The following is a 15,728-nucleotide window of genomic DNA, read 5'->3' on the forward strand; positions in this document are numbered from 1 at the left end:
GTATTGTACAGTAGGGGACAAGGAACTCTGGGGTTAACCTTCAATCCCACCAATAGTAAATCACCACAGCGTCGCGATCGCGTTGCATTTCCTGATCACAAAGCCCAGCTTCTAATCAATTCATCAGTCGCCGTTTGAGCCGCCAACTGTAGTCTTCATTCGTACCATCAGTTATATCTACTGAGTCAGCTCGCCACTTTTTGCCCAACTCTAAAAGCTGGGACACGATTGTGTCTTGATTATATGATTGATCTATAAATTTATTTTTTGATAAATCAACTATTAATAATTTCCTATTTAAGATTTTACTGTACAGCCCTACACAGTACGCCCATAAAATTGCTATGATAGTCAGTCGATAGGACTACTATATCATTGGTTCAGCGATCAAGTCTGATCCTGTTCCAGAGGTAGTTAGTTAGGGAAGCATCTCAATCCAGCAAAATTATTGGTAGTGGAAGCATTTTGCTTCCTAAAATTTATGACTTATCTACGCCCCTACAGGACGAAGGCTTGGCTTCGACAATTGAATAAGGGCGGGTTTTGTTGCTCAGTTATTAGTGACAAGCTAGTTTGAGTCTCTCAACCCGCCCCTACAGGGGAATACTTGGCTCCTAAGACAAATGACGAATGACAAATGAAAAATGACTATGCTCAGTCAATCTTACCAACCGTCTGCCCTTAAAATGCGCCCCCTATCTTTTTTACGGAATTGGACGATTTTAGTCTTACTATTGCTTTGGTGTACAAGCTGTTCATTTCAAGACTCACAAGAGATCAATTTAACCCTCAACACCCAAGCGGGAGGGCGTCCTGGACTCTACAGCTTAAGTGGCACAACCAATCTCCCTGATCAAAGTCAAATTACAGTAGCCGCAATTCGCGATTTACGCTTCCCTGATCAGGCGGTGTATGGCGATGAATCGAATGCCCCTTATTCCATTCTCGATCGTCAAGTGGTCAGGGTTGAGGACGGAAAATGGCAAGCCACGCTAAATTTATGGCAGGTAGCGCCTGATGGACATTTCCGGGAAGCATGGCAACTGGAGCAATCACCCATTGGTGACTCCTTACAACCCTCTGCTGATGTATCATTTGTGGCATTATTTGATCCACAGGGTCAACTGCCAACTGTAGAAAATCAAACCATCCAGACACCAGAACTTGAAGGTCAACTGGTTCGCTTTACGAACGAAGGTCAGCCTTATGTCAAGGTCACTCAAAGCCAACGGATTCCTCTACCAACGGGTCGAAAAACTCCCCCTGTGGTTAAACCTGAAGATATGAATTGGGGTTGGGGAAAGGAGCGCTATGAACTTCCACCACAATCCCCAGCGCCTAAGAATTTGCGTCCGCAACCTTTGAAAACTGAACAAACAAATCAACCGCTTTTGCCCTCAGAGTTCTTGCGCTGATGGGCGAGAGGGGAAACTAAGTCGGGGCGGGTTTAGTTACTTATGGGTGCAAAATAAATGATAGTAGTAAAACCCGCCCCTACACTTAAAACGATTGGCAGTGAAAATGGGCATTTTGGGATCGCCGAAACCTTGATATACCGTAGGGTGGGCAATGCCCACCAGCCTTAACGCGACGCGGATTGCCTACTCTCGTCGCTCAATAACAAGTTTCAAACGAGCAACGAGCGCCCCAATCGCGCCGACAGCGGCTATGACGGGAAACAACGTCACACCAACGACTCCACCCACGACGCCAACAGTTAGGGGAATTTCGATTAAGATTTGCTCCTCTTCGTTCTTGACGATAATCCGGCGAATGTTACCCTGATGGATCAGTTCCCTCACTTTGCCCACTAAGTCATCGCCACTAATGGTGAATTCTTCGACATTGACTTGGGTTGTGGTACCAACCTCAGGTTCAATAGACTGTAACTCATTTTCTAGAGGAACAGTTTTAGCGTTAATCTCCTCGAAGCTTTCTTCTGTGCGAATTGGTTCGTTCATCCTTAAGCTCTTGTATGTTACTACCTTTCAGGGTAGCGAACTCAGTTGCTGGAGAGTTAACCAGTTGGATTGAATTGATTCGATGATTCGGGACAATATAAAGAAATCCATACCGTATATTTTGGCACAATGCCTCTAGAGATACTTGACAAGGAAAGAAAATATGTACCCAAAAATTTTGATAATGATTTTTTTTCTGACTGGATTAGGATTAGTGACTCCCATTCGGGCAGAAAATGCGGATCAGGTTCGCCAGTTATTGGAAACTGGAGCCTGTCGCCGATGTGACTTGGAAGGGGCGAATTTGAGAGATGCAAATTTGAAATTCGCTGATCTCAGAGATACTGACTTGAGAGATGCGGATTTGAGAGGGGCGGATCTCACACAAGCCGATTTGAGACGGGCAGATTTGACTGATGCGAATCTCAAAGGTGCTGATTTGAGGGGGACTTATTTGAGATTAACCAATCTGACTGATGCAAACCTTAGACGGGCTAACCTTTGCGGTGTGATTATGCCAGATGGTGAAACCTCTGAGCAAGGGTGTGATTGATATTATATTCACTCACTCCAAGACATCTGAGTCAAAATCTGCGGAATGTAGGTTTTAGGATTCGTTAGCGAGGTTTAAGACTCGTTGATACAACTGGGGACTGACGCGAAAACCAGCTTGATGGATCAAGGCATCCATGAGGGGTTGAACTTGGGGGATGAGGTTTCTTTGTTTGGCTGTGACCAGAATGCCCAGAATCCCAATGATAGAAAGTCCAAGCTGACGGGCTTCCCGTCGTCCTAGGCGTTCATCAATAAGTAGGTCATCGGCTTTGAGTTCAAGCGCTAGGGCTATGGCGTTGGCTTCTCCGGCATCAAGTCCCCGATCACGCTGAAGTTGATGGGCGATTGTGGCATCGGTGGAAGATCGGGTTTGAATCCAATCAAGCTGGAGAATGGCAGGAATAGCGGGATTATTGGCAGCCGCAAGTTCTTCGGCAACGAGGGTAGGAATGATGACGGTTTGGTAGAGGGCTTCTAGCAACCAGAGATGATTGACCAAGGCTAGATTACAGAGGGGGGAAGTGTCGCTGACAACGATCATAGCCAGCCCCGATCGCGCAGGTGTTGCACGTCTTGCTCAAAGTCTTCAACATCATAGTGGACGCAGATGCCGCGATCGGCGATGAGTTTTTGGAACTCCATCAGATCGATTCCGGCAATTTTGCTGGCGCGGCTGAGGGTGATGCGTTCTTGCTTGAACAGGGCGATTGCAATTTCCCGCAGCCAGTCGCTCTGGTTGAAGGTGTCGGTTTTGGTGAGACTGTCGGGGAGGTCGAGGGTAATTTGCATGGTAATTCCCTAGCGCTATAGGTTTATTTAGAGTCAAACCGGGGACGTTTACTCCGCTTGACAAGAACTGAATTATAACAGGGGTAGTTGACCCGGATTTAGTATGAAGCACTTTTTTAATTCTAAAATCTGCTTTATAGGAAGATAGATAGGCGATGAGAAACTTATTTTGTTAATTAATACTGGCTATGTAAATAGTTTTGTATAATTGTCAATTAACCAAAAGAGCAGATAACTTACCACTGCAGCACAGAAAGCCAAAATAGCTATAGTAATATCTTGAGGTAAAAATTCATTCAAAAAACTTGCTTGAATACTTTTTGCAGGAGACTTATAGTCTAAACCGACCTGGATTTTTTTAGACTTTCCGGCAACCCCAACTTCAAGACCTTCAGGCTTTTGATGATTGATTAGTAAATATTGTAGACTATTAATTCCAAATTTGCCTATAATTAAAAATTGATTCTTTTTCACAGATAGCTCTCGTTCTGCCATAGTCAAGACACCTTCAATAATAGTGGAATGATACAGGTTGTCTTTTATGTTTACACCTGTTTTATCAAGACGATAAAATAGTACGTCTTTAACTTTTAACCCTCCACGAAACCATTGACTCGAATCATCTATTTCCGATAAAACAATATATAAATTACTTTTTCCTGGTAAATCTACTTTTAATCGCTTTTGCGTCGGTTTAAATATAAATTCTAACTCATTAGGGCTATTTACACTATCGTTGGTGTCTAGTTCTAAAATTCGATAGCCTTCTACAATCACTCTCAGAGGCTGAGATCCTAGATAGAGGTTTAAATCATTTGGACTTATGCCTGGTTGTAACTCCAAAGACAAGCGGTTACGAAAAGAGTAATAACTAAGATGAGCAACTTTTGTATTATTCTGTAGTCTTAGTTCCTCCAATGTTAACTGATTTATGTCGCTAGTTTGAACAGGAGTTATACTCCATTTACTTTTGTCACTGGGCAATTCAATTGTAATAGATTTAAGCTGATTAAGCTTGGGGTTATTTTGGCTTTCAAAAGTACCATTAAGTGTAATAAATTGTTCCCCTTCAACTAGAATCTTATCAATACCACGAATCTTTTGTAAGAAAAGCTGATTGGGTTGTAATCCAGCATAGGTGAAGTTGAGTTCTTCGACAACGAGATTCCCTTCAAAGGAGTGATAACTTGGGATAATTGCTGCAACAGAAATGCCACAAAATATTACTGTGATACAGAATACGAAAATGTATAGTAATTTCCCAGGCAACTCTTTTTTTGTCATGGTATTGTGCGGGGAATTCTTTGATAGAGAATTATGGGAAACTTGCCGCCTATGTAACCGATCTTGTTTTATAAACAGCCAAAGTTCAGACCAAACCCAAGCCAACAGCTCAATTAACTGAATTAGCAGCCAGAAAAGCGTAGTAATTATTTCCAATATTACCTGTATAATTTTCTGGGATAACCACAATGAAAAGCTTATAATCTTTTTCAAAATTTCCATTTTTATACATATTTGATTAGATTATTCTAATATTATCGAGATTTAATCCAAGTTAATGTTATTGGTTTAGCCAAGTTTGATCATGGAAAAAAACGATATCTTGCTTTATTGACTCTGGCGCTACTACTCCTCGTCTGTCTACTTCAGCTTCTATTTTCAATACATAGCGTCCTGTAGGAGCATTACTAGCTTCCCACTTGAAAATGATTTCTCCTGGAGATTGAGAATTTCTTCTCTGGTGACTATACACCTCTTTCTTGCCATCATGTAATATTGTAAACTTATTTATCTTTGTCCAATTGCTCGTGAAAAATACAAATTCATATTCGTGGGAAGGGTTGCCAATTTTAACAGGTATATAGGTATGAGCTAAGTCTTCAAAATTAACCCAAGCAATTGCACGTAATCTGTTTACAGGAATTTGTGCCTTCTTAAGCACATACGTCGAAAATGAAAAACGAGATGTATTGGGTGGGATATCAATTTTGTCCAGTTGATAGTCTTGTTCAATTGACCGCAGTTTTACTTCTGGATTGCTGCTGTTAGCTACAGGAGGAAGTTGGATTGTCAAAGTTTCTCCCCATTTATTTAAATTGCGAGTTGCTATAGAAATGAGTTGAAAGGTGGCACTAATAGGAATGTTGTCGTTTATACCAATAATTCCTTCACAGCGATTATTGTTACGACGGATATAGCGAATGGATTTTGGATCACCAGTGGGACAAGCTGAAGCCGATACGTTGGTCAGACTACAGAGTAATAAACTGGCAAATAAAAGTTTATATTTCATGTTGACTTTAAAACTCTATTTTAGAATTAAGTAACTCTTATGAAGATTCTAAAGTATTTCAGATCTCTAGTGAAACGCAGCGGAAATAGACTACCTGTTCACAATAAACGAAAAAGTAAAACATAGTAAACCTTACGGAATGCTGACCGCTTCCCTCTGTCTTCTGCCTTCTTGCTCTATAATTCTCCACTCCTGTAATTTTCGTTTAACCCAGTCTATTTTATAGGCATAGCCAAAGCCAGCAGTTGCTGCTATTCCTTGTTGGTTCGATTTTGAAACCTCGACAACAAGACCAACAACGCAGTCTTTTTCTGATAACACTGGACTACCGGAATTTCCTGATGCTAAGGTAATTCCACTTAGCTCTAACTGATGTGTGTTGCGAATGATATTGCTAATTTTTCCACTGGTTACTGACCAGAGGCTGCCATTTGCAGGATGTCCAATTACCTTAACATCCATATCAATATAAGGTGAATCTGAACAGATCGGCAATGGCTCAATGTCATTAGGAATATCAACAACTTTTAGGATTGCTAAATCTAGCTGCCGATCATTAGCTGTCACATTAACAAGTTGAGCAGGCTGACGCCAGTGTTCAGTATCAGGAGGTGGATTACTGAAAAACTCTACTTCAATTTCATCTATTGTTCGTTGTGGATTGTCAGGATTGCTAACAACATGGCGATTGGTAACAATCCAGGCTGTATTCTCTTTATCTTTCTTCACCACCCAGCCAGTACCACTGCCAGTATTGGTTATTATACGTACCACAGGTCGGCGAATGGGAACAGTGCGATCGTTTTCCACACTGGGAACCCAAGCAAGATCTTTTGGTGGAGGATCTTTTGGTGATTGATACGAGTCGAAAATTCTCAAACCTTCTCCATTCTCAGTCCTTTCCACTTGCATATCTGATCCAGAAATTCCCTCTTCTGCTTCGATTTGATCTGGAGCCAATGGAGAGATGAAACTCGGTTGCTCAAAGGTTGCCACTGGATCTAAAATTGGGTGAGAATATGGTATATTTGTCCTTAATTTCTCTTCAAATTGATCTCTGATAGAGTTTTCCGCGTCAAATGCATTATTGCATTCACCATCTGTACAGGAAAACGAAAACCCGCTGGATTGGCATTGACCATTGATACAGCTTATCCCGCCACCCATTACGTTACCACTAAAATCACTAAAATCACTAAAATCTCCTGAAGGGACACATTGACCGCCAGAACAACTCACACCCACACTAGCCGCAGTTTGACTGAAGGCTGGCTCTCCTGAGATTAATTGCAGCCAAATCAGCCCAACCAGCCCTATCCCTCTGGTTAATACATATCTGACTTTCATAAAAATCCTTGTTTTCTAACGAGGAAAGTATATAACCCCAATTATAGACACACTGGATAATATTTGTCAGGGTTATCATATCTGTGGGCATTAGGACGGTGGCAAAGCGTTATTTTTGCTACTCTTGAGGTGTTTCCTGCTTCTGTTCACACTCCTCATCATCATTTTCCTCGCACTCTTTTTGTGCTTCGTAGTCCTTAAGCAATTGCGCCACTCGCTCTTGAATTTCCAAATGTCGGGCTACGCCTTCGTAGGTATAACGGTTGTACCCATTGCGCTCAATTAGGGTTTCAATATTGCTAATCCGTTCCTCTGTATTCGGGTGAGTGGAGAGCCATGCAAATAAGGGGCGATCGCGGTCTTGTTCATTTAAAGTAATCATTAGATTATGCAGTCCATCCGCCGCATAACCACTAGCGACTAAAATCTTTGTCCCCAACGCATCAGCTTGACGTTCCATGTCTCGGCTATAGTCGAGAACAATTAAATTCGCGGCGGTGCGACCAAAGGGAATATACTGGGTAACATTGGCAATCAGATTTCCCTCCGTCACCAACTGAAAGCCATGGGATAATACCGCATGAGCCAGTTCATGAGCCAATAACCCCGCCAACTCCGCCTCAGATTCCGTTTTCAGAATCGCGCCAGCATTGACAAATACCTTCCCACCTGGTAAAGCAAAAGCATTTAGTTGGTCATCCATGACCACATAAAACTCATACTCAAACTCATCCCGCCCCGCCACGATCGCGAGTTTGTTGCCAATTTCCCGCACATACTCCAGCACCTGTTCATCTTCAACCATGGGGAGTTGCTTTTGTACCCTTCCGGCGAAGCTTTCACCCACGGCTGATTCACCGCGCAGCATTAACGTGGTGGTTTCAATTGCCGAAATCGGACCAAAGAGATTTCCGGTAAAAATATAACCCAACGCCCCCGTAACCACATTCGCGATCGCGTTTCCCCTCAGTTCACTCCGCAGGCGCGATCGATACCGTTCTAAATTCTCGTCCGCTAGCACCTCAAACTCCTCCGCTTGGGGATGATTGAAGTTAAGCATGGCAAACTGACGGGCGGCTAGAGAAGCTTCTAACCAGCGTTTCGTCTCGGCTAGGGCGATAACTTTAGCTTTAATCAAATCCGGCTCATTTGGATATAAGGTTGTCGCCCGCTCCAATATCTGAATCGCCTCATCTTGACGGTTATACTCCTTAAGGACTTGAGCATAGCGTAGATGAGCCGGAATAAATTCTGGTTGCTGTTCGACTAAAAACTGGAGGGGGATAAGAGTTTTGGTTTCTAGCTGCTGTTCTAACCCTTCCTCCGACTGACGCCAGTACACTGCACCAGCCGGTGAGAGTTCGCTGGGTTGATAAATAGCGGTGGGTTTGTCTGGGGCTGCTTCCGTTTCAAAAGAGGCTTTCGCTTCCTGATAAAGCTGTTGGGCGGCGGTAAATTGACCGCTCATGTAGAGGCGATCGGCTTCAATCAGCTTCTGTTGACGTTCCCGTTGTTCGGGTGTCAGTTCTGGAATTTCGGCTGTGGTTTCTGTGTCTTCTTCTGCATCAGCCGAGTCGTCGCTGGGGGTTTGTGAGGTTGGTGTCGTCTCTACTTCGGTAGAGTCTTCCGCCGTGGTTTCTGTGTCCTCTTCTACATCAGCCGAGTCATCGCTGACGGTTTCTGGGGTTTCTATTGTCTCTACTTCGGTAGAGTCTTCAACTGTAGATGAGGGGGATTGAGTATTTAACTCTGGTGGTGTTTCCTCTTCAGGGGCTGAAGGAGTTGAACGCGGCAAAGCATCTGGGATGACGATAGTTTCTGGCGTTTCCGAGGAATCCTCAGCGACGATCACTGAAGCGGAAGCGGCTGGGGGACTGTCTGGAATGACAATAGTTTCAGCCGTGTTTGCGGGTAATTGGTATTCAACCGCGACTTGTTCAGGCGATCCGATCAACATCTGGTGATGGAGGGGATCTGGCGTCTGAACCGTTGGCTCACTGTGGGAATCTAAAACGGTTAGATTTTGAGTAGAACGAATGGATTCAGGAGTTTTCGCAGACTCGGCTAAAACGATAGAGGTCGAAGTTGGCAGTAGGATGCCTAAGGAGAGTAGGAGGGAGTTCCAGAGCAGTTTCATCAGCCGATCTCCAGGGATTGCTCGTTAGGGTTTGATTGTAGCCATGAGGCAGTGGCGCTAGTTGGCTCTACCTGTTTAATTAGGGTAGCTCAGTTCGAGCTGAATGAGGGGTTAATCCTCTAGATGACTCTCGCGAAGAGGCTTGGTTCCATTGTGTTTTGGTTTTGCCCAGGAAGAGCGCGATCGCGCTTGATTTGCTTAAGGGCAAGTCACCCTCCCTAATCGATTGCCCCATCTACAGTAGTCCAGCGACTCGCCCTCATATTTAATCAATTAAATTTTTAAGGAAATCCATGGATTAACCAATCAAACTCGTGGAATTTACTTAATTTTATTTCTTCGGAAATTATCCTGTCTGTAATTCCACGGTATTTTTTTGAGATAAGCTCGACAATCTTTATAAAAATTTGATTAAATAGGAAAAAAATAATTCAGACAATCAATGGGCAATCTTATGCAATCACAAGCAGCTTCTCCCCAAAATAGTCGCCCTTGGTATGAAAAAGAGGACGGGACTTGTGCCATTTTAGAGGCAACCCTCGTTGACATTGGAGCTAATCAACCGCCTCACCTGATGTTCCCTGTCCACTGGGCTAAGTCCTTAGAGATTTTGCCGCAAGCGAAACGCATGGCAGACGAACACCAAGCCATGTTAGTCTTACTTCTCCACGGAGAAGCATCGAACAGCGAAATTATGTCCCTCGTCTTACAATTAGCAGAGACTCAAGTCCTGCCGTTATGGATTGGCGAACAAAATCGCCGGAAAGTGGATCAAATTATTTCTATGCTCTCCAACCAGCTTCAAGGTCAAACCTAGCCCAAAGCCTGCCCTTGAGCGAAGCGAAGGGGTTATACCAAATCCGGGGAATGCTACCCTCGTTCTAACCTAGTCCGCGCAGGCGGACTTTGTTTGTGTAGCAGCGATTTCAATCGCCTCTTGCAGGGGGTAATAAAGGCTAAGAAATTTTTTCCACAGACCAATGCTTAATCACACGGAGTTGTGTTGGGTGTGTCCCTGAGGCATCGGGTGCTTTATCCTGCTGGGCTTCTATTGCCTTGTGCAGAAATTCCATTTGCTCCTTAATCTGTTTAAATTGACTTTGAAGTTTTTCTAAGTCCGAGGGAGTGAGCGCAGGGGTCACATTCTGCGGTTCGCTCATGGCTTTTTTGGACGCATAAGCCATGTAGGTTTGGGCTGAAGCAAACTTGGCGGCGGCGGATTGTACTGTGGCTTGAGCAGAACTCCCAGAAGGTGCCGTCACCAGGGAGGTACTAATCACAAAGGGAGGGGATGACGGTGCAGGTTTTGGTTTGACTTCTGGCTGAGGAGTCGGTACAGGTTCCGGTTTAGTCGTTTGGGGTAATGACAAGGCGGGTTCCGGTTGACTCTGTTGGGGTGGTGGTTCTGATTCGGATTGAGTCTGCTTGTGTTGTGAAGACGCCTGGAGTTCGCTTTGGAGTTCTTCATCCAAAAAGGAAGCTAAGCCAGAGGCGGTTAATCGGGATTCTTCAGCTTTGAGAGATTCTAACAATTGGTCTCGTTCTTTCAAATTTTGCTCCAAATTGGAGAGTTGGGCTTGTGCCGCCGCCGATTTACGGGCAGACTGACGCCAACCTGTTACGGCGATGCTAGAGGTTCCTGCGGTTAAGGCGAGTACAGCCGCTAAACCTAGGTAAGGCATTGCCACATCGGGATCTCTGAGCTGCCCATGAAATATCGGTTCATCTTGAAGTTGAATGGTTACTGGCTGATCTCCAAAGATAGCTAAGGGCAAGGTCAACACACCAAAGACTGCTGCCGAAATAACCGCTGGTATAAGCACGAATCGTTGTAGTGGAGAACCCGTCATAATGTATAGTTCCTCGTGACAATTTACAGTAGTCGTCCTACTGCTGATTACTATTAAGATTTGGCGAGAGAAATTCCGATTGGCAGAAGCACGTCAAGGAGTTCTATTTTTAGGTTAATCTTTGTATCAGAATATGTCCATATATCTTTATGAAGTTTCGATTAAAAATCCGGCAAGTAATCCGTATTTTTACAAAGACTTTACATATTCATAATAGCTTTACAATTAAAGTTCTAAGAGAGAAAATATTACTCATACGATGGAACATAAGAGCGTGACTTTTGGTCAAACTTGACAGGTTAATCAACAGTCTTAACCAAAAACGACCAAGCTCTACCCTATTCTCACAATTTTTGGCTGAGTTCTTAACCCTAAGCCAGTTGGCTGTAACCCCTAGACTTTATCTAGAATGTTTACTAGACAGGAAAGTGATCGGTTTGAGGAGTCGATCGGAATAAAAGTCCACCGCAACCTACAGGAATTGCCAAGCCGAGGTTGAAATCATCACCGTTTCTGATTCGGATGTCCACAGCACTATGTATAAATTTTTCCGAGACCCGTTCTTATCCATTAGCCACACCCTATCCCTGTTTCTACGCAGGAGGTGGAATCTCTTGACATCACCACGCCACCCAGATCGGTGTAGAGACACGCCTCGGGGTGTTTCCCCATTTGTCCAAGACCAACAGACTCAGACCAACAGATACCGGATGCGAAACCGGGGCTTGCGCCGAGGTATTTGTTTCGCCTTAGCCTTCCTCTTGTCACTGGTGATGGGCGTAGATTGGTCGGCTGATTTACCCGTGGCGGCGACGAATAATCCCGTAATTACCGTTACATTCCCCCTTTCGACCGAGGGTGCGAAAATCGTGGATGCGACGGGTCAGCCCGTCCTGCTGCGAGGCGTGAACTGGTTTGGTATTGAAACCGAAATGAACGCGCCCCACGGTTTGTGGAAACGGGACTACAAAGATATGTTGGCTCAGATTAAAGGATTAGGATACAACATGATCCGACTTCCTTATGCCGTAAAATCCCTCAGATCAAAAGACGTGACGGGTATTGACTACAGTATCGGTGCGAATGCGGAACTGGAAGGAAAATCGCCCCTAGAGGTGATGGATATGATTATCCAGGAAGCCGATCGCCAAGGGTTAATGATTCTGTTGGACTCGCACCGACTCAACGACGAACGGATTCCCGAATTGTGGTACGGTGATGGCTTCACAGAGGAAGACTGGATCGACACCTGGAAACTGTTAGCCAGACGCTACAAAAATCAATTAAATGTGATTGGGGCTGACCTGAAAAACGAACCCCATGGTCGCGCCAGTTGGGGAACTGGGGATTTAGAAACCGATTGGCGACTGGCGGCGGAACGCGCTGGGAATGCGATTCTGGAGATAAACCCGGATTGGTTAATTGTTGTCGAAGGGGTGGAAAATAACGTTCCTGGTCAAAAACTAGACATTCATTGGATGGGCGCCAATTTAGAGGGCGTGGAACGATTCCCAGTGCGATTGTCCCGTGCCAACAAAGTGGTGTATTCCCCCCATGAATACGGTGCTGGTGTCTTTGATCAACCCTGGTTTTCTGAACCGAGTTTTCCTCAAAATCTCACCCGTCGTTGGGAAATTGGCTGGAATTATATTGCTAGAAAAGGGATCGCGCCGGTCTTTATCGGTGAGTTTGGCGGACGACAAGTTGATCCCCAATCCAAGGAAGGCGTTTGGCAACGGAAGCTGATTAATTTTGTGCAGAAAGAGAATCTGGGTTTTGCCTACTGGAGTTGGAATCCCAATAGTGATGATACGGGAGGACTGCTCAAAGATGACTGGTTGACGGTGGAGGAACAGAAGCAAGACTTACTGCAAGGAGTCCTAATTGCCACTCGGTTTGCCCATAAGCCCGCAACCGCGTTAATTCCTAATATTAAACCGAGTCCGTCCATAGGGATTAATCCCACCCCCAAACCCCGTCCCCGTCAACCTGAATTGAAAGTGACTTCGACGATGCGATCAGATTGGCAAGATGGGTTTTGTTTGAGTATTGAGGTAAGCAATCCCACAGATCAGGTGGTGAAGGATTGGCAAGTGCAGTTCCAGATGAATCAGGCGACAATTAGTCAGACGTGGAATGGGAACTTTAAAGCCCAGGGTTCAGAGTATGTCGGAAAACCCTTAGACTGGGGACGCGCGATCGCACCGGGAGAAAGCCAGGAGTTGGGATTTTGCGCTGATAAGCGAGGTTCGGATTATCAGCCGCGACAACTTTCAGCAGTAGCGGTTAGCCCTAACTCTGAGTTTTCCCCCGCCGTTAGGATTCCCACCACTCCACCCCAATTAAAAGTCGTCTCTAATCTACAATCCGATTGGCAAGAGGGATTTTGCATGAGTTTAGCGGTAATCAATCCTACGGATAACAAAGTGCGCGACTGGCAAGTGCAATTTAACCTGAATCAGGCGGCGATTAATCAGAGTTGGAATGGGAATTTTCAACAGAAAGGATCGCACTATATTGTCACGCCGATGGATTGGGGACAGGTGATTGAACCGGGACAAAAGCGTGATTTGGGATTTTGTGCCAATAAGCAGGGTTCCGATTACCAGCCTCAGCAACTTGTGGCGTCGAGTCGATAATAGGGTATAAATAAAAGAAGTAGGGACACGACATGTCGTGTCCCTACTCTATGTGGGTATGTTAGAATGTTTTTCCCAAAAGAATGCAACTCTTTGCGGTTATTATTAATGGTCACTGGCAACCCGGAATCGGTGATCCTACGTTCATGGGCTGGTTTACAGTTGTGGTGTATTTTATCACAGCGTTATTGTGCCTGATCTGTGCCTTACCTCATCGGCTCGTCTTTCTACAGCGAGTGAATCGAAATCTTTTGCTATGGGGATTCTTTGCCCTTATTTTAGTATTGCTGGGTATTAACAAGCAACTCGATCTTCAGTCTTGGTTGACTACAGTTGGCAAGGAATTAGCACTATCCCAGGGTTGGTATCAGCAGCGCCGCATGGTTCAGGTGCAATTCATTGGGGGAATCGTGATTGCGGCGTTAATTTTACTCTCAGTTATCGGACGCGCCGTCTATGCTGAACGACGAACCTATCGATTAGCGCTTTTAGGTCTAATGTTTCTTTCTTGTTTTATTGTCATTCGCGCCTCATCATTTCATCATATTGATACCTTGCTAGGTTGGCAACTGGTGGGATTGAGAATGAACTGGATATTGGAATTAGGAGGTATCGCTTGTATCGCGATTGCCGCAATCAGGACAATTTCCGATCGTTGGTCTACTAAAAATTCATAAGCCACAAATCCTATGAAACAATCGGCAAACCAGCTAAAGCCATGGCAATTTCCTGGTCACTATACTCGCTATCACATAATCGTCCCGCGTGATAATCAATGTAAGATTGCATGTCAAAATGACCGTGACCACATAAATTAAATAAAATCGTGCGGCTAATCCCTTCTTCCTTACAGCGTAAGGCTTCGTCAATTGCCCCTTTAACCGCGTGGTTGGCTTCCGGTGCGGGTAAAATCCCTTCAGCACGGGCAAACATGACCCCCGCTGCAAAACAATTTAATTGGGGATAGGCACGAGGTTCAATTAACCCTAATTCAACTAAATGACTGATTAGAGGACTCATTCCGTGATAGCGTAATCCACCTGCGTGAATCCCTGGCGGCACAAACGAACTGCCTAATGTGTGCATTTTAACCAAGGGGGTTAGATGAGCCGTATCGCCAAAATCATAGGCGTATTTTCCTTTGGTTAAGGTTGGACAAGCGGTGGGTTCTACGGCGACAAATCGAGTCGTTTCTTGCTTACCCCGTAACTTGTCACCCAGAAAAGGAAAGGCAATTCCAGCAAAGTTGCTCCCCCCACCTGTACAAGCGACAATAATATCCGGATAATCCCCTGCCATTTCTAATTGGGTTTGTGCCTCTAACCCAATCACCGTTTGATGTAAAAGAACGTGATTTAGAACGCTACCTAAGGCATAGTTAGTGTTTTTATTCCCTAACGCTACCTCCACCGCTTCACCGATCGCAATCCCTAAACTGCCTGTACTATGGGGATTATCTGCCAGAATCGAGCGTCCAGCTTGGGTTTCATTGCTGGGACTTGGGATGACTTTGGCACCATAAGCTTCCATTAAAGCGCGTCGATAGGGCTTTTGTTGGGCGCTGACTTTCACCATATAAACCACAACCTCTAAGTCAAACAGCGCCCCAGCAAAGGCTAAGGCTGAACCCCATTGTCCCGCCCCGGTTTCTGTGGTTAAACATTTAATTCCAGCCTCTTTGTTATAGTAGGCTTGGGCAACGGCGGTGTTAGGTTTATGACTTCCGGCTGGACTAACGCCTTCATATTTATAGTAGATTTTGGCAGGTGTATCCAGGTGTTTCTCTAAGCGTCTGGCACGATAAAGCGGAGTGGGACGCCATTGACGATAAATTGATTGTACAGGCTCAGGAATTTCTATTTCCGGTTCGGTGCTGATTTCTTGTTCAATTAATGCCATCGGGAACAGCGGTTCCAAGTCAGCCGGCGTAATCGGTTGACCGGTGACGGGATTGAGAACTCCTGGTAAGGGTGTGGGTAAATCCGCTTGGATGTTGTACCAAGCTTTGGGCATTTGGCTTTCGGACAGGGTATATTTAATCTGCATATTAGGAGATTAGGGTTTAGGCAAGTCGTAATGGCTGAGATTTATCTTATATAGCATTTTCAATTAGGATGTGAAACTAGGATTGAGGGAGGAATGGAACAGGGAACA

14 protein-coding genes are annotated in these 15,728 nt (G+C 44.8%); 5 read left to right on the forward strand and 9 right to left on the reverse strand.

Annotated elements, in window-relative coordinates; genetic code table 11:
* Positions 1–644 precede the first annotated feature (644 nt).
* A complete protein-coding gene (locus ACLGGO_RS07110; protein WP_446418780.1) occupies positions 645–1,415 on the forward strand; it encodes a hypothetical protein in 771 nt (256 codons plus the stop codon).
* A gap of 186 nt (positions 1,416–1,601) precedes the next feature.
* On the opposite strand, the gene ACLGGO_RS07115 is transcribed toward ACLGGO_RS07110, so the two are convergent.
* Positions 1,602–1,961 carry a DUF4342 domain-containing protein gene (locus ACLGGO_RS07115; protein WP_446418781.1) on the reverse strand — a complete coding sequence of 120 codons (360 nt, stop codon included), beginning with the start codon at positions 1,959–1,961 and terminating at the stop codon, positions 1,602–1,604.
* 184 nt (positions 1,962–2,145) lie between these two features.
* Between ACLGGO_RS07115 and ACLGGO_RS07120 the strand changes: the two genes are divergently transcribed.
* Positions 2,146–2,514, forward strand: a complete 369-nt coding sequence (locus ACLGGO_RS07120; RefSeq protein WP_446365779.1) for a pentapeptide repeat-containing protein — start codon at positions 2,146–2,148, stop codon at positions 2,512–2,514.
* A 54-nt stretch (positions 2,515–2,568) separates the two neighbouring features.
* Here ACLGGO_RS07120 and ACLGGO_RS07125 read toward each other — a convergent pair whose 3' ends face one another.
* The 6 genes from ACLGGO_RS07125 to ACLGGO_RS07150 all read right to left on the reverse strand — a co-directional run bounded on the left by ACLGGO_RS07125 (position 2,569) and on the right by ACLGGO_RS07150 (position 9,085).
* A complete protein-coding gene (locus tag ACLGGO_RS07125) occupies positions 2,569–3,057 on the reverse strand; it encodes a DUF3368 domain-containing protein (protein WP_446418782.1) in 489 nt (162 codons plus the stop codon).
* Positions 3,054–3,305, reverse strand: a complete 252-nt coding sequence (locus tag ACLGGO_RS07130) for a UPF0175 family protein (protein ID WP_446365775.1) — start codon at positions 3,303–3,305, stop codon at positions 3,054–3,056. Before ACLGGO_RS07130 ends, ACLGGO_RS07125 begins: the two co-directional genes overlap by 4 nt.
* A gap of 186 nt (positions 3,306–3,491) precedes the next feature.
* Positions 3,492–4,589 carry a hypothetical protein gene (locus ACLGGO_RS07135; protein ID WP_446418783.1) on the reverse strand — a complete coding sequence of 366 codons (1,098 nt, stop codon included), beginning with the start codon at positions 4,587–4,589 and terminating at the stop codon, positions 3,492–3,494.
* Positions 4,590–4,869: 280 nt separating this feature from the next.
* Positions 4,870–5,601, reverse strand: a complete 732-nt coding sequence (locus ACLGGO_RS07140) for a hypothetical protein (protein WP_446418784.1) — start codon at positions 5,599–5,601, stop codon at positions 4,870–4,872.
* 132 nt (positions 5,602–5,733) lie between these two features.
* Positions 5,734–6,840 (reverse strand): S1 family peptidase, encoded by a 1,107-nt coding sequence (locus ACLGGO_RS07145; RefSeq protein ID WP_446418785.1) that lies wholly within the window; start codon positions 6,838–6,840, stop codon positions 5,734–5,736.
* A gap of 226 nt (positions 6,841–7,066) precedes the next feature.
* Positions 7,067–9,085, reverse strand: a complete 2,019-nt coding sequence (locus ACLGGO_RS07150; RefSeq protein WP_446418786.1) for a M48 family metalloprotease — start codon at positions 9,083–9,085, stop codon at positions 7,067–7,069.
* 454 nt (positions 9,086–9,539) lie between these two features.
* Here ACLGGO_RS07150 and ACLGGO_RS07155 point away from each other — a divergent pair, with 454 nt between their 5' ends.
* Positions 9,540–9,902 (forward strand): hypothetical protein, encoded by a 363-nt coding sequence (locus ACLGGO_RS07155; RefSeq protein ID WP_446354097.1) that lies wholly within the window; start codon positions 9,540–9,542, stop codon positions 9,900–9,902.
* 139 nt (positions 9,903–10,041) lie between these two features.
* Here the strand turns inward: ACLGGO_RS07155 and ACLGGO_RS07160 are convergent, their stop codons facing one another.
* The gene (locus tag ACLGGO_RS07160) at positions 10,042–10,935 is read right to left on the reverse strand and encodes a hypothetical protein (RefSeq protein ID WP_446339454.1); all 894 of its coding nucleotides are present in this window, start codon (positions 10,933–10,935) and stop codon (positions 10,042–10,044) included.
* 614 nt (positions 10,936–11,549) lie between these two features.
* On the opposite strand from ACLGGO_RS07160, the gene ACLGGO_RS07165 reads away from it, so the two are divergent.
* Both ACLGGO_RS07165 and ACLGGO_RS07170 read left to right on the forward strand, forming a co-directional pair.
* Positions 11,550–13,574, forward strand: a complete 2,025-nt coding sequence (locus ACLGGO_RS07165; protein WP_446418787.1) for a cellulase family glycosylhydrolase — start codon at positions 11,550–11,552, stop codon at positions 13,572–13,574.
* A gap of 83 nt (positions 13,575–13,657) precedes the next feature.
* Positions 13,658–14,251, forward strand: coding sequence for a hypothetical protein (locus ACLGGO_RS07170; RefSeq protein WP_446418788.1), 594 nt, complete (start codon positions 13,658–13,660; stop codon positions 14,249–14,251).
* Between the two features lie 10 nt (positions 14,252–14,261).
* On the opposite strand, the gene ACLGGO_RS07175 is transcribed toward ACLGGO_RS07170, so the two are convergent.
* Positions 14,262–15,620 (reverse strand): TrpB-like pyridoxal phosphate-dependent enzyme, encoded by a 1,359-nt coding sequence (locus tag ACLGGO_RS07175; protein ID WP_446337442.1) that lies wholly within the window; start codon positions 15,618–15,620, stop codon positions 14,262–14,264.
* Positions 15,621–15,728: the final 108 nt, after the last annotated feature.

The sequence above is a fragment of the Coleofasciculus sp. genome (assembly GCF_046565525.1).
Classification (GTDB): Bacteria; Cyanobacteriota; Cyanobacteriia; order Cyanobacteriales; family Coleofasciculaceae; genus Coleofasciculus.

Bases quoted from the DNA above. Each gene is read 5' to 3' on its own strand.
- ACLGGO_RS07175 (WP_446337442.1), bottom strand. From the start codon at position 15,620: ATGCAGATTAAATATACCCTGTCCGAAAGCCAAATGCCCAAAGCTTGG.
- ACLGGO_RS07140 (WP_446418784.1), bottom strand. From the start codon at position 5,601: ATGAAATATAAACTTTTATTTGCCAGTTTATTACTCTGTAGTCTGACC.
- ACLGGO_RS07170 (WP_446418788.1), top strand. From the start codon at position 13,658: ATGCAACTCTTTGCGGTTATTATTAATGGTCACTGGCAACCCGGAATC.
- ACLGGO_RS07110 (WP_446418780.1), top strand. From the start codon at position 645: ATGACTATGCTCAGTCAATCTTACCAACCGTCTGCCCTTAAAATGCGC.
- ACLGGO_RS07120 (WP_446365779.1), top strand. From the start codon at position 2,146: ATGATTTTTTTTCTGACTGGATTAGGATTAGTGACTCCCATTCGGGCA.
- ACLGGO_RS07130 (WP_446365775.1), bottom strand. From the start codon at position 3,305: ATGCAAATTACCCTCGACCTCCCCGACAGTCTCACCAAAACCGACACC.
- ACLGGO_RS07125 (WP_446418782.1), bottom strand. From the start codon at position 3,057: ATGATCGTTGTCAGCGACACTTCCCCCCTCTGTAATCTAGCCTTGGTC.
- ACLGGO_RS07135 (WP_446418783.1), bottom strand. From the start codon at position 4,589: ATGACAAAAAAAGAGTTGCCTGGGAAATTACTATACATTTTCGTATTC.
- ACLGGO_RS07160 (WP_446339454.1), bottom strand. From the start codon at position 10,935: ATGACGGGTTCTCCACTACAACGATTCGTGCTTATACCAGCGGTTATT.
- ACLGGO_RS07115 (WP_446418781.1), bottom strand. From the start codon at position 1,961: ATGAACGAACCAATTCGCACAGAAGAAAGCTTCGAGGAGATTAACGCT.
- ACLGGO_RS07155 (WP_446354097.1), top strand. From the start codon at position 9,540: ATGCAATCACAAGCAGCTTCTCCCCAAAATAGTCGCCCTTGGTATGAA.
- ACLGGO_RS07150 (WP_446418786.1), bottom strand. From the start codon at position 9,085: ATGAAACTGCTCTGGAACTCCCTCCTACTCTCCTTAGGCATCCTACTG.